Annotated in this window: 20 protein-coding genes; 12 read left to right on the plus strand and 8 right to left on the minus strand. The window is 74.1% G+C overall.

The features are described 5' to 3' along the window. Positions 1–19: 19 nt before the first annotated feature. The 6 genes from VE546_RS21410 to VE546_RS21435 form a co-directional block, all read right to left on the minus strand. Entirely contained in the window at positions 20–1300 is a 1281-nt protein-coding gene (locus VE546_RS21410; protein ID WP_324924805.1) for a PP2C family protein-serine/threonine phosphatase, read from the minus strand. A 7-nt stretch (positions 1301–1307) separates the two neighbouring features. Next, a complete protein-coding gene (locus tag VE546_RS21415) occupies positions 1308–2321 on the minus strand; it encodes a SpoIIE family protein phosphatase (RefSeq protein ID WP_324924807.1) in 1014 nt (337 codons plus the stop codon). Continuing rightward, positions 2318–2803 (minus strand): ATP-binding protein, encoded by a 486-nt coding sequence (locus tag VE546_RS21420; protein ID WP_414720541.1) that lies wholly within the window; start codon positions 2801–2803, stop codon positions 2318–2320. Before VE546_RS21420 ends, VE546_RS21415 begins: the two co-directional genes overlap by 4 nt. Then, the gene (locus VE546_RS21425) at positions 2787–3182 is read right to left on the minus strand and encodes an STAS domain-containing protein (protein WP_324924809.1); all 396 of its coding nucleotides are present in this window, start codon (positions 3180–3182) and stop codon (positions 2787–2789) included. The genes VE546_RS21420 and VE546_RS21425 overlap by 17 nt, the downstream gene beginning before the upstream one ends. A 14-nt stretch (positions 3183–3196) precedes the next feature. Then, positions 3197–4069: an STAS domain-containing protein gene (locus VE546_RS21430; RefSeq protein WP_324924811.1), complete on the minus strand. Its 873-nt coding sequence runs from the start codon at positions 4067–4069 to the stop codon at positions 3197–3199. 421 nt (positions 4070–4490) lie between these two features. Further along, entirely contained in the window at positions 4491–4997 is a 507-nt protein-coding gene (locus VE546_RS21435; RefSeq protein ID WP_324924813.1) for a MarR family winged helix-turn-helix transcriptional regulator, read from the minus strand. Between the two features lie 93 nt (positions 4998–5090). Between VE546_RS21435 and VE546_RS21440 the strand changes: the two genes are divergently transcribed. The 3 genes from VE546_RS21440 to VE546_RS21450 all read left to right on the plus strand — a co-directional run bounded on the left by VE546_RS21440 (position 5091) and on the right by VE546_RS21450 (position 8125). Next, a complete protein-coding gene (locus VE546_RS21440) occupies positions 5091–6260 on the plus strand; it encodes a PP2C family protein-serine/threonine phosphatase (protein ID WP_324924815.1) in 1170 nt (389 codons plus the stop codon). A 373-nt stretch (positions 6261–6633) separates the two neighbouring features. After that, complete coding sequence (locus tag VE546_RS21445; protein ID WP_324924817.1) at positions 6634–7596, plus strand: sensor histidine kinase; 963 nt, start codon at positions 6634–6636, stop codon at positions 7594–7596. 160 nt (positions 7597–7756) lie between these two features. Beyond that, on the plus strand, positions 7757–8125 hold the full coding sequence (locus tag VE546_RS21450; RefSeq protein ID WP_324924819.1) for a thioredoxin family protein: 369 nt from the start codon (positions 7757–7759) through the stop codon (positions 8123–8125). A gap of 111 nt (positions 8126–8236) precedes the next feature. On the opposite strand, the gene VE546_RS21455 is transcribed toward VE546_RS21450, so the two are convergent. Next, positions 8237–8977, minus strand: a complete 741-nt coding sequence (locus VE546_RS21455) for a hypothetical protein (RefSeq protein ID WP_324924821.1) — start codon at positions 8975–8977, stop codon at positions 8237–8239. A 297-nt stretch (positions 8978–9274) separates the two neighbouring features. Here VE546_RS21455 and dhaK point away from each other — a divergent pair, with 297 nt between their 5' ends. The 4 genes from dhaK to VE546_RS21475 all read left to right on the plus strand — a co-directional run bounded on the left by dhaK (position 9275) and on the right by VE546_RS21475 (position 11929). After that, a complete protein-coding gene (dhaK, locus tag VE546_RS21460) occupies positions 9275–10267 on the plus strand; it encodes a dihydroxyacetone kinase subunit DhaK (RefSeq protein ID WP_324924823.1) in 993 nt (330 codons plus the stop codon). A 118-nt stretch (positions 10268–10385) separates the two neighbouring features. Beyond that, complete coding sequence (gene dhaL / locus VE546_RS21465) at positions 10386–10970, plus strand: dihydroxyacetone kinase subunit DhaL (protein ID WP_324924872.1); 585 nt, start codon at positions 10386–10388, stop codon at positions 10968–10970. Continuing rightward, positions 10967–11410 (plus strand): dihydroxyacetone kinase phosphoryl donor subunit DhaM, encoded by a 444-nt coding sequence (gene dhaM, locus VE546_RS21470; RefSeq protein WP_324924824.1) that lies wholly within the window; start codon positions 10967–10969, stop codon positions 11408–11410. Before dhaL ends, dhaM begins: the two co-directional genes overlap by 4 nt. Positions 11411–11470: 60 nt before the next feature. Next, on the plus strand, positions 11471–11929 hold the full coding sequence (locus VE546_RS21475; RefSeq protein WP_324924827.1) for an Rrf2 family transcriptional regulator: 459 nt from the start codon (positions 11471–11473) through the stop codon (positions 11927–11929). A 197-nt stretch (positions 11930–12126) separates the two neighbouring features. Here the strand turns inward: VE546_RS21475 and VE546_RS21480 are convergent, their stop codons facing one another. Beyond that, entirely contained in the window at positions 12127–12663 is a 537-nt protein-coding gene (locus VE546_RS21480; RefSeq protein ID WP_324924829.1) for a hypothetical protein, read from the minus strand. Between the two features lie 300 nt (positions 12664–12963). Here VE546_RS21480 and VE546_RS21485 point away from each other — a divergent pair, with 300 nt between their 5' ends. The 5 genes from VE546_RS21485 (at position 12964) to VE546_RS21500 (ending at position 16283) form a co-directional block, all read left to right on the plus strand. Further along, positions 12964–13899: a sulfite exporter TauE/SafE family protein gene (locus tag VE546_RS21485; protein WP_324924831.1), complete on the plus strand. Its 936-nt coding sequence runs from the start codon at positions 12964–12966 to the stop codon at positions 13897–13899. Between the two features lie 214 nt (positions 13900–14113). Beyond that, on the plus strand, positions 14114–14197 hold the full coding sequence (locus VE546_RS28010) for a putative leader peptide (protein WP_414720542.1): 84 nt from the start codon (positions 14114–14116) through the stop codon (positions 14195–14197). A 282-nt stretch (positions 14198–14479) separates the two neighbouring features. Then, the gene (ssuE, locus tag VE546_RS21490; protein WP_324924833.1) at positions 14480–15046 is read left to right on the plus strand and encodes an NADPH-dependent FMN reductase; all 567 of its coding nucleotides are present in this window, start codon (positions 14480–14482) and stop codon (positions 15044–15046) included. A gap of 179 nt (positions 15047–15225) precedes the next feature. Next, positions 15226–15780, plus strand: a complete 555-nt coding sequence (locus VE546_RS21495) for a winged helix-turn-helix domain-containing protein (protein WP_324924835.1) — start codon at positions 15226–15228, stop codon at positions 15778–15780. Positions 15781–16046: 266 nt separating this feature from the next. After that, positions 16047–16283: a DUF397 domain-containing protein gene (locus VE546_RS21500; protein WP_324924837.1), complete on the plus strand. Its 237-nt coding sequence runs from the start codon at positions 16047–16049 to the stop codon at positions 16281–16283. Positions 16284–16382: the final 99 nt, after the last annotated feature.

Consider the following 16382-nt stretch of genomic DNA (forward strand, 5'->3'; position numbering starts at 1 on the left):
CCGCGTCCCCCGCCGCCGCTCAGCGGCGCGGGACGCGGACCGCCAGGGCCAGGGTGTCGTCGGGGTGGAGGATGATGGTGTGCATGTCCTCGGCGATGGCGCCCGGGACGTCCCCTATGGGCTTGTCGGCGTGGCGGCGGGCCGCCTCGACCAGCCGTGCCTCGCCCTCGCGCGGGTCCCTGCGGCTCTCGGTGAGCCCGTCGGTGTAGAGGACGAGCAGGTCCCCCGGCCCCATCCGGGTGTGCAGCAGGCGCTCGCTGCCCGCGAGCGGGTAGCCGATGCCCCGGCCGCGCACCTCCAGGTATCTCGGCTCGCCGTCGGCGGGCAGCAGCAGCGCGGGCGGGTGGCTGCCGTTGGCCAGGAACAGGTCGCCGGTGTCCGGGTTGATCCGGGCCAGCAGCACGGTGGACATCAGCTCGCTGTCGAAGGGCATCAGGATCTCGGCGGTCCGGGCGATGATCGACTCCAGCGGGTGCCCCTCCAGGGCCAGGGTCCGTACCGCATGGGTGACGTTGAGGGCGCCGCGGGTGCTGGTCACGCCGTGCCCGAGCGCGTCGACGACGGTGATGTGGACGGTCCCGTCGGGCAGTTGCAGCCAGTCGTACAGGTCTCCGCCGGTGGGCGCGTCGGTGCCGGCCGGGGCGTAGTGGACGGCCATCTCCAGGCCCTCGACCTCGATCGGCGGCGGGCGCAGGGCGTCCTCCAGCTCGCGCAGGGTCTGGCCGTGGGCCTTGCGGAGCTGTTCGTCGCGCTCCTCGAGCTGGACGTAGAGGGCGAGGGTGCCCCGGTTGGTCTCGGCGAGCTCGTGCTTGAGCTGCCGGTGCTCGACGGTGAGGGCGTCGATGCGGGCCAGTGCCGCCCTCAGTTCCTGTTCCACGGCGTGGAGTTCGGACGCCGGACAGTCGCCGCCGGCCGGCTGCGCCCCGCCGTTGCGGGACGGCGGGACGGCGGGCACGCCACCGCGCTGCGCGGGCAGCGGCACGCGCCAGATGGCGGTGCCGTCCGGGGTGAACTCGGGCGGCAGCGGCAGGTCCGGAACGTCCCGGCGGCGGTCCGCGCCGAGGGCGTGGAGGGTGTTGAGCGTGACGACGAGGTGCCGCGCCTCCTCGCCGGACCCCGGCTCCAGGGAGGCCTCCAGCCGTACGGGCCGGCCCGCCGCGATCTCGGTGCGCGCCAGGTCTGCCGCGGAGATCACCAGGCGGGCCCTGGTCTCGGTCGGCAGCCGGTGGGCGCGCGCGATCCCGCGCACCGCCTGGCGGAGGCTCGGAAGCGTGTAGTGGGGGATGTCGGTGTCGGTCATGGAACCTCTACGCCGCATGGACGGTGAGCACGGTGGCGTCGTCACGGCTGCGCCGGTGGCCGTGGGCCAGGGAGGCAGCCAGCAGGGGCGGGGGGAGCCTGAGGAGGAAGGCCGGCGGGGAGTGGGACCACCGGGACTCGACGCCGTCGCTGTGCAGGACGAACGCCGCTCCCGGCGGCAGGGGGAAGGTGCGGGTCCGCGGGGTGGGGACGTTCCAGCCGATGATGCCGGGCTGGCCGGTCATCCGGTGGAGCACCTCCCCGCCCGCGAGCAGCACGCCGCGGATGTTGCCCACGCCGCAGTACTCGGCGCGGTCGGGGTGCAGGCGCAGGACGCCGGCGGCCGCGCCGCGGGTGTGGCGCAGCGAGCGGTGCAGCGAGGTCAGGATGTCGCCCAGGGGGCGGTCGGGGGCGGTGCGGAAGGAGCGCACGGCCGACCGGGCCGCCTCCGCGGCCGGGACGCCGTGTCCCAGTCCGTCGACGACGAGCCCGGTGAGCGAGTCGCCGGTGTCGGCCACGTCGCAGGCGTCCCCGCAGTGCCGCTCGCCCATCGCGGGCAGGCACACCGATCCCACGTCGCGGCGCGCGGGCCGGGGCTCGCCGGACACGGACAGCCGGGCGCACACCAGGGTGCCGAATCCCAGCCGGGTGCGGATGGAGAACTCGGTGGCGATCCGGCGCACCGCGCCGAGGCCCGCGCCGAGGGAGCCGGCGGTGGTGGTGTAGCCGTCGGCCATGGAGCGGTCGAGGTCGCGTATGCCGGGGCCGCGGTCGACGGCGATGATCTCCACCCCGGTGCCGACCCGCTGCGGCTGGACGTACACCGTTCCGTCGACGGCGTGCTTGACCAGGTTGCTGGCCAGCTCGCTGGCGAGGACCGCCGCCTGGTCGGGCATGGCACCGGGCAGCGCGCACCGCCGCGCGCAGTCGCGCGCGGCGGTGGCCGCCAGGTGGACCGCGCTCTCGTGGTCGATGCGGATCTCGTCGGTCAGCGCCTCGGTGCAGGAAGACGGTTGGCTCACTGCGTGGTCCAGCGGGTCGCGGTGATGGTGGTGCCCTTCCCCGGCACGGTGTGCACCTCGAACTCGTGCATGAGGCGGCGGGCTCCTCCCAGGCCGTGCCCCAGCCCCGCGCCGGTGGTGAACCCGTCGGCCAGGGCCGCCTCCACGTCGGGGATGCCGGGCCCCTCGTCCCTGACGGTCAGCCGGATCCCCCGGCGTCCCGCGGACCGCAGGGACTCGATGGTCACCGTGCCCCCGCCGCCGTGGATGTAGGCGTTGCGGGCCAGTTCGCTGGCGGCGGTGACCACGCGGGTCTGGTCGACGAGCCCGAACCCGCCCTCGACGGTGGCCGCCCGCACCGCGTGCCGGACCGTGATCAGGTCCTCGTCGGTGCGGACCGGATACGTCGCGGGAGCGTCGCCGCGTCCGCCGGCGGCCGCGAGGCGGCCGGCGGTCACGGGAGCCGTCGAGGTGTCGGCCGTCCGCTCACCCGAGAGCTTCACTGCGGATCCCCTCTTCCGGGGGCCGCGAGGCGTGGTGCCAGCCCAGCGCGGCCATCCCCTGCTCCGCGTTCAGCGCGGTCTCCACCCCCGTGAGCTGGAGTCCGAGCTCGGCGAGGGTGATCGCCACGGGCGGCCGCATGCCGGCCACGATCACGCGGGCGCCCAGCAGCCGGGCCATGGTGCTCAGCTCCGTCAGGGTGCGTGCCACGAACGAGTCGATGATCTCCAGCCGGGAGATGTCGACGAGTACGCCCCGCGCCCGCTCGGCGGCGATGCGCTCGGTGAGCTCCTCCGCGAAGACGGTGGCCGTCTTGTCGTCGAGCTCGTTGACGATCCCGGTGACCAGCACGTCACCGAGCCTGATGATGGGCACGTCCATGGGCCGGCGGTCGGTCATCGGTTTGTCGGCGCTCCGGTGGCCGGCGACTCCTGGTCGGTCATCCTGATCGCCGCGGCCAGGGCGTCGGCGAGGGTCGCACGGGTGAGGATGGTGGACAGGTCGATGCCCAGTTGGGCGATGGTCTGGGCGATGGACGGCCGGATGCCGCTGATGAAGCAGTCCGCGCCCATCAGGCGGACGGCGTTGACGGTCTGCATCAGGTGCTGGGCGACCGCGGTGTCCACCGTCGGCACACCAGTGATGTCGATGATCGCCACCCGGGCCTCGTGGGCCTGGATGGACTGGAGCAGGTTCTCCATCACCACCTGGGTGCGCGCGGTGTCCAGCGTGCCGATCAGCGGCACGGCCAGGACCTGGCGCCACAGGTGCACCACGGGGGTGGACAGTTCCAGCAGCTGGCGGCTCTGCCGCTGGATGATCTCCTCCCGGCGTTCGACGTACGCGCTGAAGGACAGCGCGGCCGCCTCGTCCAGCAGCCGGTTGATCATCAGGGCGACGGGGAACAGCTCGCGCGGGTCCTGGTTGTCGCGCTCCACCGCTTCCAGCAGGGCGTCCTTGAGCGCCAGGACGGCCAGGGACGTGGCGGTGGGCGTCGCTCCGCTGCGCTCCCTGCGCAGGGACAGCTCCATCACCGCGTCGCGCAGTTCGCGGTGCGCGTCGACCACGTTGTCCACGCCGACGTCGCCGGCCAGTGCTCCGCCCAGCAGGACGAGCAGGGCGTCGGCCTCCTCGCGCAGCTCGCTCTCGCCTATGTCGATCGCTGCCCGCTCCTGCTGCAACTGCACCCACCGGTCGGCGATCTCGTCACCGCGTTCCCGCAGCGCGGTCGTCAACCGGTCTCGCACGGCTGCGTCGCTGGCGTTCACCACAAGCCCTCTCACAGTCGTTTCCCACCGGACGGCCGCCGCTGTCCGCGTCGGCGTCCGGTTGGACGTACCGGGTGACGGGCCGGCACCCGTCGCCCGATTTGTTGCTGTCCGGCAAATGTTAGCAGCGGCCGGGAGACCCGGCGGATCTCCCGGTCAACGCTACGTCAGGGGCCGCCGCGCACGTCGGCCCCTGACTGGCCTTCCCAGAAACCGCCGTGTAATGCGGGCCTGTTGACTGTTTCCGTTCGACAACCGCGCCCACCGCCCAACGGCCTTTCCCCGCCGCGACCGCCGGGCCCGGCCGGCCACCGCGGCGTTCCCCGGTACGGCCCTTCCGCGGCCACGGGACGTGTGCGCGGTGTTCGGCGGGCGGGGTGCCGATGTCACGTGTCACGTGTCACACGGGAAGGCGGCGGGACTAGGCCGATCTCACGCCTCTGTTCGCGCCGCCCTCCCGGCGCCACGGAACCACCCCGTCCACGGCGGTCCTGAAACCCCGCAACCCCTCGGCGAGCGCCTTGCGGGCGGTCGGCGACATCTCCGCGATGGCCACCGCCAGGGCCTTCTCCCGCAGTTCGCGCAGGTCCCGCAGGTACGTCCGGCCCCGGCCGGTCAGTCTCAACTCCAACTCCCGGCGGCTCGCCGGGCTGGGCGCGCGCTCCACGAACCCGACGGCCTGCAGCCGGTCGCACAGCCGGCTGACGGACGAGGGGGCCGAGCCCAGCGCCTCGCTGAGGGTGCGCAGGTTGATGCCCTCGTCACGGTCGAGGACGTACAGCACCCTCAACTGGGAGGCGGAGACGGGCACGGGCGACGCGGCCTCCCGTCCCCGTTCCCACAACACCTCCAGGAGCTCTATCACTTCCGAGGCCGCGCGCGCCGCATCGCGGGAGTGGCGCTGGGAGGCTCCGGGATTCACGCCCATAACTGTGGCACTCCGCGTCTGTATCGTCAGTCCGAGGCCCGAACGGCACGTACTTCCCTTATCAGCATTCTCTGCAGAAAGTAGTTGTGACACGTGGAGAGATTCGCGGCCGTGGAGCGCGCCCTGCGCGATGCCGCTCCTCACGAACTGCTCGACGCGGTCCGCACCGCACTCGCGCGGCACTTCGGGGCGATCACCGTGGACCTGCTGCTGGCCGACTACGGAACGACCATACTGCAGCCGGTCGACGCACTCCCCTGCCCGAAGGATCCCGTCCCGGTCCACTCCGGTGACGCCGGGCGGGCCTTCGGCTCCCAGCGCCCCTGCCTCTCCGGCGACGACCGCTCCGGCACCGTCACCGCGCACCTGCCGGTCAGCGTGCGCGGCGACCGGCTGGGCGTGCTCTCGGTGACCCTGCCGGAAGCGGACGTCCCGCCCGAGGTGCTGGAGGAGCTGCGGGAGCTGTGCGAGGTGCTCGGCCGGGAGATCCTCGTCGCCGACCGCAGCACCGACGTCTACCTCCGGGCCCGCCGCGCCGAGCGCCTCACCCTCGCCGCCGAGATGCAGTGGCAGCTACTGCCCGGCCGCTCCGCCTCCGGCCCCGAGTACGACCTCGGCGCGCAGCTCGAACCCGCGTACGCCGTCTTCGGCGACAACTTCGACTGGTCGGTCTCGGCCGACCACCTCACCGTGACCCTGACCAACGGGATGGGGGAGGGCATCGACGCCAGCCTCCTGACCAACCTGGCCATCGGCGCGCTGCGCAACGCCCGCCGGGCCGGTCTGGACCTGGCCGACCAGGCGGCCCTGGCCGACCAGGCGGTCTACGGCCAGCACCGCGGCGCCGCCCACGTCTCCGTCCTGCTGCTGAGGATCCACCGCGCCACCGGGCGGATGGAGGTCGTCGACGCCGGATCTCCACGGATGTGGCGGATGCGTGGCGGCGCCGTCGAGCCGATCGAGCTGGAGGCGCAGCTTCCGCTGGGCATGTTCGAGGACACCCCCTATACCGTCCAGCACCTCCGGGTCGAGCCCGGGGACCGCCTGGTGGTGGCCAGCGACGGGGTCTACGACGTGGCCTCGCCGGCCGGCGAGCGGTTCGGCGAGCGGGCCCTGGCCCGCGCCATGGCGAACACCCGGCTGCTCCCCCCGTCCCAGGTGCCGCACGCGGTCCTCGCGGAACTGGCCCGCCACCGCGGCGAGCCGCCGCCGGACGACGACGCCATGGTGCTGTGCCTGGACTGGCACGGCAGGGGGTCCTGACCAGCCGCTCGCCCACCGGCCCCGCCGACGCCCGGCCCCCCGGCCGCTGTACCCTTCACCGGTACGACCGGGGCCACCACCCCCTCCCGCGCACGGCACGTCCCGGTTTCCGTATCACCAGAAGGTAAAAAGCCTGTGTGCGCGCGGTACCGCGGGGGCACATGCCCCCAAGGAGCAGAGTCGAGGACCGAGTGGAGGTGTTCACCGTCGTGCCGATGCCGGCGCCGTGCCGGTGCGTCCGGCGCGCCCTCCCCGTCCGCCCGGCAGCCCCGGTGGCCCCCCGCCCGCGCCGGCCCGAGGCCCGGATCCGGCCGTCGATGCGCGTGACCGGTTCACTCCCGCACGTCTCCACCACGCCAGAGGTGGTCCCCCCGTGACCGAAACCGAACACGCTCCCGCCGGGCGGGAAGCCCTGGAGCCCTTCGTCCACCCCGCGCTGTTCTACCGGACCCCCGAGGAGTACCTCGCGGGTGTGGGGGGCTTCGTCACCGCCGCCCTGGAGGCCGGTGAGCCCGTCCTCGTCGCCGTCCCCGGCCCCCGGCTGGGGCTGCTGCGCGAGCACCTGGGGGCCACGGCCGACCACCTCACCTTGGTGGACATGACAGAGTTCGGCCGCAATCCCGGCCGCATCCTGGCCGGTCTGCGGGACTTCGCCGACCGGCACGCCGACCGTCCCGCCCGCATCGTCGGGGAACCGATCTGGGCGCGGCGCTCCCCCGCCGAGATGGTGGAGGCCACCCGGCACGAGGCCCTCATCAACGCCGCCTTCACCGGCCGCGCCGCGACCATCCTGTGCCCCTACGACGTGGCGGAGCTGCCCCGGGCCGTGTGCGACGACGCACGCCGCACCCACCCGGTCCTGTGGGAGAACGGCGCGGAGTGGGCCAGTCCGCACTACGCCGGGCCCTCGGCCGTCAGCGCGGACTGCGACGCCGTCGCGCTCACCCCTCCGCCCGCGGACGCCCGCACCCTGACGTTCGCCACCGACGACCTGGGCGACGTCCGCCACCACGCGGACCTCTGGGCCCACGAGGCCGGACTCGACGCCCGGCGCCGGGGCGACTTCGTCCTGGCCGTCGCCGAGGCCGCCGCCAACTCCATCGCCCACGGCGGCGGGCACGGCACCCTGCGCCTGTGGTCCGACGCCTCCTCCTGCGTGGCCGAGATCAGCGACCGCGGGCACCTCACCGACCTGCTGGCCGGCCGCCGCCGCCCGACCCTGGACTCGGCCAACGGCGGACGGGGGCTGTGGATGATGCACCAGCTCTGCGACCTGGTCGAGACCCGCGCCACGCCCGCCGGCCTGACCGTGCGGCTGCACATGACCCGCCCGTAGGGTTCCTTCCACCGGCCGCCTCCCGCCGCGGCGCGCCCGCGCCGGCAGCGGTCCTGACTCCGGCCCCGGCCCCGGCCCCGGCGCTGGAATGTCCCGTCCGCTCCCGGCGTTCACTCCGCGGGGGCATTCAGCGACCATCCCCCACCGAAGGAGCCTCTCCATGAGCACTGTCGACCTCACCGCCGCCGACTTCGAGAAGACGGTGACCGGCAACGACATCGTCCTCGCCGACTTCTGGGCCGCCTGGTGCGGGCCCTGCCGGCAGTTCGCCCCCGTCTACGAGCGGGCCTCCGAGGCCAACCCCGACATCGTCTTCGGCAAGGTCGACACCGAGGCCGAGCAGGCGCTGGCCGCCGCGGCCAACATCACCTCCATCCCGACGCTGATGGCCTTCCGCGAGGGCATCCTGGTCTTCGCCCAGCCCGGCGCCCTGCCCCCGCAGGCCCTGGACCAGGTGATCACCGCCGTCCGGGAACTGGACATGGACGAGGTGCGCGCCGCCATCGCCGCCGAAAACTCCGGGGCGTGACCGCGGCCGGCCGCAGGCCCTGACGGCGTCCCGTCCGCGGAACGTCCGTGAGGGCGCCCCCCGGAAGCGCCCCTCCGCCGGTGTGGAGGGGCGCTTCCCGTTCCCGCCCGCTCACGGCGCCGCGGGGGTGACCAGCAGGAACGGGACACGGCCCGCTCCCAGGTACGGCAGCGCCTCCCAGCCGCGCCCGGCCAGGTGCCGCGCACACGCCTCCAGCCTCCGCCCGGCCCGCTGCCGGGCGCCGGATGCGGCGGGTCCCCGCCACTCCACGCGGACCGCGCCGGGCTCGTCGGACGCGAGCACCCGGTACCCCTCCCGCGTACGGCGGCCGGCCGGATCCACCGCGGACGGCGGCACGCCCGCGGCCTCGAGCGCCAGCGCGACCGCCCAGACCATCCGGGTGCGCTCCCACGGTGCGGGGACGGCCGTCCCCGCCGCCCCGGCACCGCCGACCACGCGGCGGATCTCCAGCACGCCGTCCCACGCCCGTGCCACGGCGTCCGCGCGCCGCCGGGGGTCCTCGCCCGTCTCCGGCCCGTCACCGGTGGCCGCGGCGAACATCCCCGGCCCGGACGGGGCGGCCGGGCCCTCGGCGCCCGCGTCCGGGCCATCCGTCCCCGTGGCGGGCCGCTCGTCCGGCCGCTCGCCCGCCAGCAGCTCCGCGCGCACCGACCGCCCCGCCTCGGTCAGATAGTGCGCGCCGACCCGGCCGTACGCCACGGCCAGTCCCTTGTCCCTCAGCGCGGCGAGCACCGCCGGCCTGCCCCTGAGCTCCCCCGTCTCCGGGTCGGCCGCCAGGATCTCCCGCCGCTGCGCCGGGGTGAGCGACGCCTTCGCCGACCGCCGCCCCACCGCACCACCTCCCGAACGCCGTACCGTCCCGCGGACGGGCGGGACGGTACGGCCAGTATCCAGGGCGACCGGTCCCGTGACCGCACCCCGGGGCGGTGATCCCGCGGTGATCCCGCTGTCGTCCCGCCGTGATCCCGCGGTGTCCGCCCACTCCCCCGGCTGACAGCCGATCAGTACAGTCGGCGGCGGACCGCCGGGACCGCCGGGGTCCGCGGGCCGCCGGGCCGTCCTCACCCTTCCGCCCTGTGTAAGCCCCGGCCGCAGCGGCTACTCGCCAAGCCCACTCGGAGGTGCCCCATGAAGATGCTGATCAACGTGCCGGAGACCGTGGTGGCGGACGCCCTGCGCGGCATGGCCGCGGCGCACCCGGACCTGACGGTCGACGTCGAGCACCGGATCGTGATGCGCCGGGACGCGCCGGTCGCGGACAAGGTGGCCCTGGTCTCCGGAGGCGGCTCGGGACACGAACCGCTGCACGGCGGGTTCGTCGGCCCCGGCATGCTGGACGCCGCCTGCCCGGGCGAGGTGTTCACCTCGCCGGTGCCGGACCAGATGGCGCGGGCGGCGGCGGCCGTGGACAGCGGCCGCGGCGTGCTGTTCATCGTCAAGAACTACACCGGTGACGTGCTGAACTTCGACATGGCCGCGGAACTGGCCGAGGACGAGGGCGTGCAGATCGCCAAGGTGCTCGTCAACGACGACGTGGCGGTGGTCGACAGCACCTACACGGCCGGGCGGCGCGGCACCGGCGCCACGCTGTTCGTGGAGAAGCTCGCGGGCGCGGCGGCCGAGGAGGGCGCCCCGCTGGAGCGGGTCGAGGCGATCGCCCGGCAGGTCAACGAGTCCTCCCGCAGCTTCGGCGTGGCGCTGGACGCCCCCACCACCCCGGCCAAGGGCAGTCCCACCTTCCACCTGCCGCCGGGCGAGCTGGAACTGGGCATCGGCATCCACGGCGAGCCGGGACGCGAGCGGCGCGGCATGATGACCTCCGGGGAGATCGCCGACTTCGCGGTGGACGCGGTCCTGGAGGACCTGCGCCCGGACCGGCCCGTGCTGGTCCTCGTCAACGGCATGGGCGCCACCCCGCTGCTGGAGCTGTACGGCTTCGCCGCCGAGGTGCACCGCGTGCTGGGCGAGCGCGGCGTGGCCGTGGCCCGCACGCTCGTCGGCAGCTACGTCACCTCGCTCGACATGGCGGGCTGCTCCGTGACGCTGTGCCAGGCCGACGAGGAGCTGCTGCGGCTGTGGGACGCGCCGGTGCGCACTCCCGGACTGCGCTGGGGCATGTGAGGCGGGCGTCCCGGGCAGGGACACCGGAGCAGGCACCGGAGCAGGGACGGGAACGAAGGCACCGACAGAGGAGACCGTGGTGACCCTCGCACTGGACACCGATTTCTTCCGCCGCTGGATGTCCGCGGTCTCGGCCGCCGTGGACCGGGAGGCGGACCGGCTGACCGAGCTGGACTCCGCCATCGGCGACGCCGACCACGGCACCAACCTGCGGCGCGGCTTCACCGCCGCCCTCGTCTCCCTGGAGCAGGAGAATCCCGCCACGCCCGGCGCGGTGCTCCTCCTCGCCGGACGCCAGTTGATCTCCACGGTCGGCGGCGCCTCGGGCCCGCTGTACGGGACTCTGCTGCGGCGCATGGGCAAGGCACTGGGCGAGGCCGACAGCGTGGACACCGCGCAGTTGCGGGACGCGCTGCGGACGGGAGTGGACGCGGTGGCCCAGTTGGGGTCGGCGGCCCCGGGCGACAAGACGATGCTGGACGCCCTGTACCCGGCGGTCGAGGCGCTGGAGGAGTCGTTCGAGGCGGCGCGTACGGCCGCCGAGCAGGGCGCCGTCGCCACCGTTCCGATGCTGGCCCGCAAGGGGCGGGCCAGCTACCTGGGCGAGCGCAGCATCGGGCACCAGGACCCCGGTGCCACCTCCGCCGCACTGGTCTTCGCCGCGCTCGCCGACACCGTGAAGGCCGCGGAGGCGGCGGCGTGATCGGAGCAGGGCGGAAGGAGGACGAACGGCAGGAGCGGCAGACCGGTCCTGTCGGCATCGTCCTGGTCTCGCACAGCCGGCAGGTGGCCGAGTCCGTCGCCCACATGGCCCACGGCCTCACGGCCGGGAGCGGCTCGGTCCCGGTGGCGCCCGCCGGGGGCAGCAAGGACGGTGGTCTGGGCACCAGCTCGGAACTGATCATCGAGGCGGCCCGCCGCGTCGACCGGGGCGCGGGCGTGGCGGTACTGGCGGACCTGGGCAGCTCGGTGCTGATCGTGCGGACCCTGCTCGCCGAGGGCGACCTGCCCGAGCACACCCGGCTGGTGGACGCGCCGTTCGTGGAGGGCGCGGTCGCGGCCGTGGTCACCGCCTCGACCGGGGCCGATCTGGACGCGGTGGTGGCGTCGGCGGCGGAGGCGTACGCCTACCGCAAGCTGTGAGCGGTCCGCGCGGGCGGGCCCGGGGCGCGGCGGCGGTGCCCGGCGGCGGATAATGCCGGTATGCGGATCTCGGCGAGAGCGGACTATGCGGTGCGGGCCCTGCTGGAGCTGGCGGCCGCGAAGGACGGCGTCCCGGTCAAGGCCGAGGCGATCGCCGCGGCGCAGGGCATCCCGCACAAGTTCCTGGAAGGCATCCTGACCGACCTGCGCCGCGGCAGGCTGGTGATCAGCCAGCGCGGGGGCAACGGCGGCCACCGGCTGGCCGCGCCCGCGGACACCATCACCATCGCCGACGTGATCCGCGTGGTGGACGGCCCGCTGGTCTCGGTACGGGGCGCGCGTCCGCCGGAGCTGTCCTACACCGGCCCCGCGCAGTCGCTGCTGCCGCTGTGGATCGCGCTGCGCGCCAACGTCCGCAAGATCCTGGACGAGGTCACGCTGGCCGACGTGGCCGAGGACCGCCTGCCCGACCTGGTGCACACCCTGGCCGACGACCCCGCGGCCTGGACGAACCCCTGACCCCGCCCCGTGACCCTCCGGGTCCGGGCGGGAGCGTCCGGGTGACGCCGCTCCCGGTCACCGCCGGCCGGGAGGGCGGCCTGCCGCGGCTAGACGGCCCGGGGACCGGCCGACCGCTGCCCCTCGATCCGGGAGCCCCGCGGGTCCGGCGGAACCGGGACCCGCTCGGCGGGGACTCGTGAGCCGGCCCGTGCGCGTCAGCCGGGGTCGTCCACGTGTTCGCCGGGAACGCGGGGCTGGGCCGCGAGGCGGCGGGCTTCGGCGATGACCTCGGCATCGATCCGGGCCACTGTCCTGTCGCCGTGTTCGAAGATGCCGTACTCGTCGTCGTATTCGAGGATGTCGTACTCGTCGTCGAGCTCGGCGAGCCGTTCGGTCAGGGCCAGGTCGTGTCCGTGACGCCGGTGGATGCGGCGGGTGAGGTCCCGGGGTGTCAGCTCACCGGCGAGCATGCGGCGTGCGAGCGCTCGCGCGGCGGCCTCCCGGCCGGTATCGCTGCCGAACGGGTAGAAGGTGAGGCCGAGTTCCTCCAGTGCCAGGGGGAGCAACTCGCGCACGTCGTAGTCCGCCTCGGCGCGTGTGCAAGCGGCCAGGGCCCGCAGCCCGGGGCTGTCGAGCCCGGCGACGAGCGCGTCACAGGCGGCGCTGACGACATCGCCGGCACGGATCTCTCCCACGCTCCAGAGGGCGGCGTGTTCCTGCAGGTCGCCGGCTGCCGATTCGGTTGACGTCACTCGTCCATGATCCGGCCGCGGGCCGTCCCGGCCGAACGGTTTTCGGCGGGAACGCCCCGGGAGCTCCGACGCCGCGTCAGGCCGGGCAGGGGCACCGGGCGGGGGGCGAACCCCGGCCACGGCGCCGGGGGTTCGGCACGGCTCGGGAGAACCCACGGTGCGTCACACGACGCACGGCTCGCCGTCTCACTTCCGCCGTCCACAGTGCGGACACTCCTTGACCGGGGGCGGAACGGCCGCGACAGTTTTCCCACATACCCGGTAGGGAAACTAGGAAATACGAGAAGGGGTGGGCGCGGCATGCGGACACTGATCGTGCTGGCGCTGGTCGGCCTGGGGGCCCAACTGGTCGACGGCAGTCTGGGAATGGCCTACGGGGTGACCTCCACCACCCTGCTGCTGGCCGTCGGCACCAATCCGGCGGCCGCCTCGGCCACCGTGCACCTGGCGGAGATAGGCACCACGCTGGCATCCGGCGTCGCGCACTGGCGGTTCGGCAACGTCGACTGGCGCGTGGTGGCCAAGATCGGCGTTCCCGGCGCCGTCGGGGCCTTCGCCGGCGCGACCTTCCTCTCCACCCTGTCCACCGAGGCCGCCGCGCCCGTGATGTCCCTCATCCTGCTCGCCCTCGGCGCCTACGTCCTGACCCGCTTCACCTTCGCCGGACTGCCGACCGACCGCCTCGGCAAGCCGCTGCGCAAAAGATTCCTCTCCCCGCTGGGGCTGGTGGCCGGTTTCGTCGACGCCACCGGCGGAGGCGGCTGGGGCCCGGTGGGCACCCCCGCCATCCTGGCCAGCGGCCGTCTGGAGCCCCGCAAGGTGATCGGCTCCATCGACACCAGCGAGTTCCTCGTCGCCGTCGCCGCCAGCCTGGGCTTCCTGGCCGGAATCGGCTCCGAGGGCGTCGACATGGCCTGGGCGGGCGCCCTGCTCGCCGGCGGCTTGGTCGCCGCGCCGATCGCCGCATGGCTGGTCCGCCACGTGCCTCCCCGCATCCTGGGGTCGGCCGTGGGCGGCCTGATCATCGTCACCAACACCCGCACCCTGCTGAAGAGCGACTGGATCGACGCCGGCGACGCCACCCGCTACGCCGTCTACGCCGCCCTCTACGCGCTGTGGGCCGCCGCCCTCGCCTACTCCATCCGCGAGCACCGCCGCCGTCCCGCCGCCGACCCGGCTCCGGCCGCCGACGCCCCCGCCGACACCGACCGCGACAACGCGCCGGCGGCGATCTGAGCGGGAGGGAGTGGCGCCGTTGCGCCGGACGGCTCCACTCCCTCCTTCCCCTCCTTCGCCCCGCTTTTCCGACCGATGGATTCGACCACCCCACCCCCCTCCCCCGCATTTCCCGCCCCCGGTTTCCGCACGCCCCGGACCCGGGGGTTTCGCATGGCGAGAAATCCACGGAAGACATTGACGCAGAACATCGCCGCTGTCATTGTTGTGTGCCATGGGGAACGTCGAGACGCTCGTAGCGCGCCTGCACGTCGATCTGCGACGGCACGCCAGCGCCCTCTGTCACGTCACTCGCTGAGCCGTCGGCCGTCCCCCGCGCCACCTGCACTTTCCATGGCGCCCATGCCGTCCGGAGCCCGGACGCGCCCTTCGGGCTCCCCCGGCGCGGCTTTCCCGTTCCACCGCATCAGCGCATTTCCCCCCTTTTTTGCCGGACCGTGCCCGGAACACCTGGGACCGGCATGCCGTCCGCAGCGGGGGAATCCGCCCCGGAAATTATTCATGCATTTCGTCCCGCATCATCATCCTGCTCCTTTTCCGTCTTTACATCACACCTTCCACCAGTGGAGTGACATCGCTTATGAGCACCATCCTCGCTCTCTCCGGAAGCCCCTCCCGGGATTCGCGCACCGCGCTGCTGGTCGAACAGGCCATCATCCGGCTGTCGGCCACCGGCTACGACGCGGACCACCTCGTGGTCCGCGAACTCCCCGCCGCCGACCTGCTGGCCGGCCGGGCCGATGCCCCCCGGCTGCGCGACGCCCTCGACCAGGTCGCCGCGGCCGACGGGCTGATCGTGGCCACTCCGGTGTACAAGGCCTCCTACAGCGGCCTGCTCAAGGCGTTCCTGGACCTGCTGCCGCAGGCCGGCCTGGCGGGGAAGACCGTGCTTCCGCTGGTCACCGGCGGCAGCATCGCCCACGTCCTGTCCCTGGACTACGCGCTGCGCCCGGTGCTGGCGGCGCTGGGCGCCCGCCACGTGGTCAACGGCTGTTTCCTGCTGGACAAGTCCATCGAACGGCAGCCGGACGGCACGGTCCGGCTCGTCCCCGAGGCGGAGCTGCGTCTGTTCGACGTCCTCGACGACTTCATCAACGCCCTCCCCCTCACCACCGCGCTCGACAGCACGGCCGTCCCCCTCCTCTGACCACCCGTGTCCCGGACGGACCGACCCGGCGCCGGGACGCCCGCCGTACGCCCCGCGCAGGAGGGACGAGGTCCCGCACCACCCCCCGCGCGGCCCGATCCCACCTGTCCATCCGATTCCGCGGGCGCGGTCATCCACGGCCGCGCCCGCCCCGCCGTCCACACGAAGGAGCGATCACGGTGCACCGCCCCATCACCGCCCCCACCGGTCCCCACACCCCCGCCGGCCACCGCCACCTGCGGGCCGTGCGAACCGACCACCGCGCCCCCGGACAACTGGTCGCCTACGTGGTGCTCGCCCCGGAACACGCCCGGATCTCCGACCTGTTCGCGCCGGGCCTCACGGTCCACCGCCTGGAGACTCCGTTGCCGGAGACCCTGGAAGCGGAGGCACCACGTCCGGACACGCCGCTGCCGGACACGCCGCAACCGCCGTCCGAACCGGCGCCGGGGCTCCACATCGACCCCGACCGGCACACGGCCTCGCTCGACGGGCGCCCCCTGGACCTCACCTACCTGGAGTTCGAGCTGCTGGCCCATCTGGTGGCCCACCCGTACCGGGTGCACACCCGCGCCCACCTGATGGCGGTCGTGTGGGGCTACGACCACCCGGGCGACGGCCGCACCATCGACGTCCACATCGCCAGACTCCGCCGCAAGCTCGGCCCCACCCACCGGGACAGCATCGCCACCGTCCGGCGCGTCGGCTACAAGTACGTCCCCACCGTCGGCTGACGCCCGCCGGACGACCGTGCGGTCCTCCCGGTGCGGGGTGCCGGCGCCTCCGGGGGGCGTGGCACACTGCGGAGCACGGCCGGGAGACCGGCGGGGACGCCGGGTGAGCGAGCCCCGGTGCCCCCCGACCGCCGCCGACCGCCACCGGCCGCGGGCGGGGCGCGCCGGGGCCGCCCCCGCCCCGGACTCCCGGCCGCGTGCCGGCCCGGGCGGCAGCAGCACGACGCACGAGGGAGATCCTCCGAAGCCTGCGCGAGGAGTTCCGAATGGACCGCATATACAACGGCATGCGCGCCCGCGACCTCGGCACCGAGGGCTGGCGGAGGCCGTGGAGCGGGGAGAACGGCGGCAACTGCCTGGAGGTCAGGAAGCTGCCCGACGGGCGGGTCGCCCTCCGCCAGTCCACCGACCCCGACGGTCCGGCGCTGATCTACACCCGGGAGGAGATCGCCGCGTTCATCAGGGGCGTCAAGGAGGGAAAGGCCGACTTCCTGCTCTCCTGAACCCGCTCGGGGGCTTCCGGTCCGGCGGCTCCGGCGGGTGCGGCAGGCCGTCCCCCGGCGCGCCCGCCCGTGCTGCCCGATCGGGACGAGCGGCACCGG

Origin of the sequence: Streptomyces sp., assembly GCF_035644915.1 — a bacterium.
In the GTDB taxonomy this organism is placed as follows: Bacteria; Actinomycetota; Actinomycetes; order Streptomycetales; family Streptomycetaceae; genus Streptomyces.

What these genes read in the sequence shown, in the direction of transcription:
- VE546_RS21410 (WP_324924805.1), bottom strand. Translation starts at nt 1,300, where the DNA reads ATGACCGACACCGACATCCCCCACTACACGCTTCCGAGCCTCCGCCAG.
- VE546_RS21425 (WP_324924809.1), bottom strand. Translation starts at nt 3,182, where the DNA reads ATGGACGTGCCCATCATCAGGCTCGGTGACGTGCTGGTCACCGGGATC.
- VE546_RS21435 (WP_324924813.1), bottom strand. Translation starts at nt 4,997, where the DNA reads ATGGGCGTGAATCCCGGAGCCTCCCAGCGCCACTCCCGCGATGCGGCG.
- VE546_RS21450 (WP_324924819.1), top strand. Translation starts at nt 7,757, where the DNA reads ATGAGCACTGTCGACCTCACCGCCGCCGACTTCGAGAAGACGGTGACC.
- dhaK (WP_324924823.1), top strand. Translation starts at nt 9,275, where the DNA reads ATGAAGATGCTGATCAACGTGCCGGAGACCGTGGTGGCGGACGCCCTG.
- dhaL (WP_324924872.1), top strand. Translation starts at nt 10,386, where the DNA reads ATGTCCGCGGTCTCGGCCGCCGTGGACCGGGAGGCGGACCGGCTGACC.
- VE546_RS21475 (WP_324924827.1), top strand. Translation starts at nt 11,471, where the DNA reads ATGCGGATCTCGGCGAGAGCGGACTATGCGGTGCGGGCCCTGCTGGAG.
- VE546_RS21485 (WP_324924831.1), top strand. Translation starts at nt 12,964, where the DNA reads ATGCGGACACTGATCGTGCTGGCGCTGGTCGGCCTGGGGGCCCAACTG.
- VE546_RS28010 (WP_414720542.1), top strand. Translation starts at nt 14,114, where the DNA reads ATGGGGAACGTCGAGACGCTCGTAGCGCGCCTGCACGTCGATCTGCGA.
- ssuE (WP_324924833.1), top strand. Translation starts at nt 14,480, where the DNA reads ATGAGCACCATCCTCGCTCTCTCCGGAAGCCCCTCCCGGGATTCGCGC.
- VE546_RS21500 (WP_324924837.1), top strand. Translation starts at nt 16,047, where the DNA reads ATGGACCGCATATACAACGGCATGCGCGCCCGCGACCTCGGCACCGAG.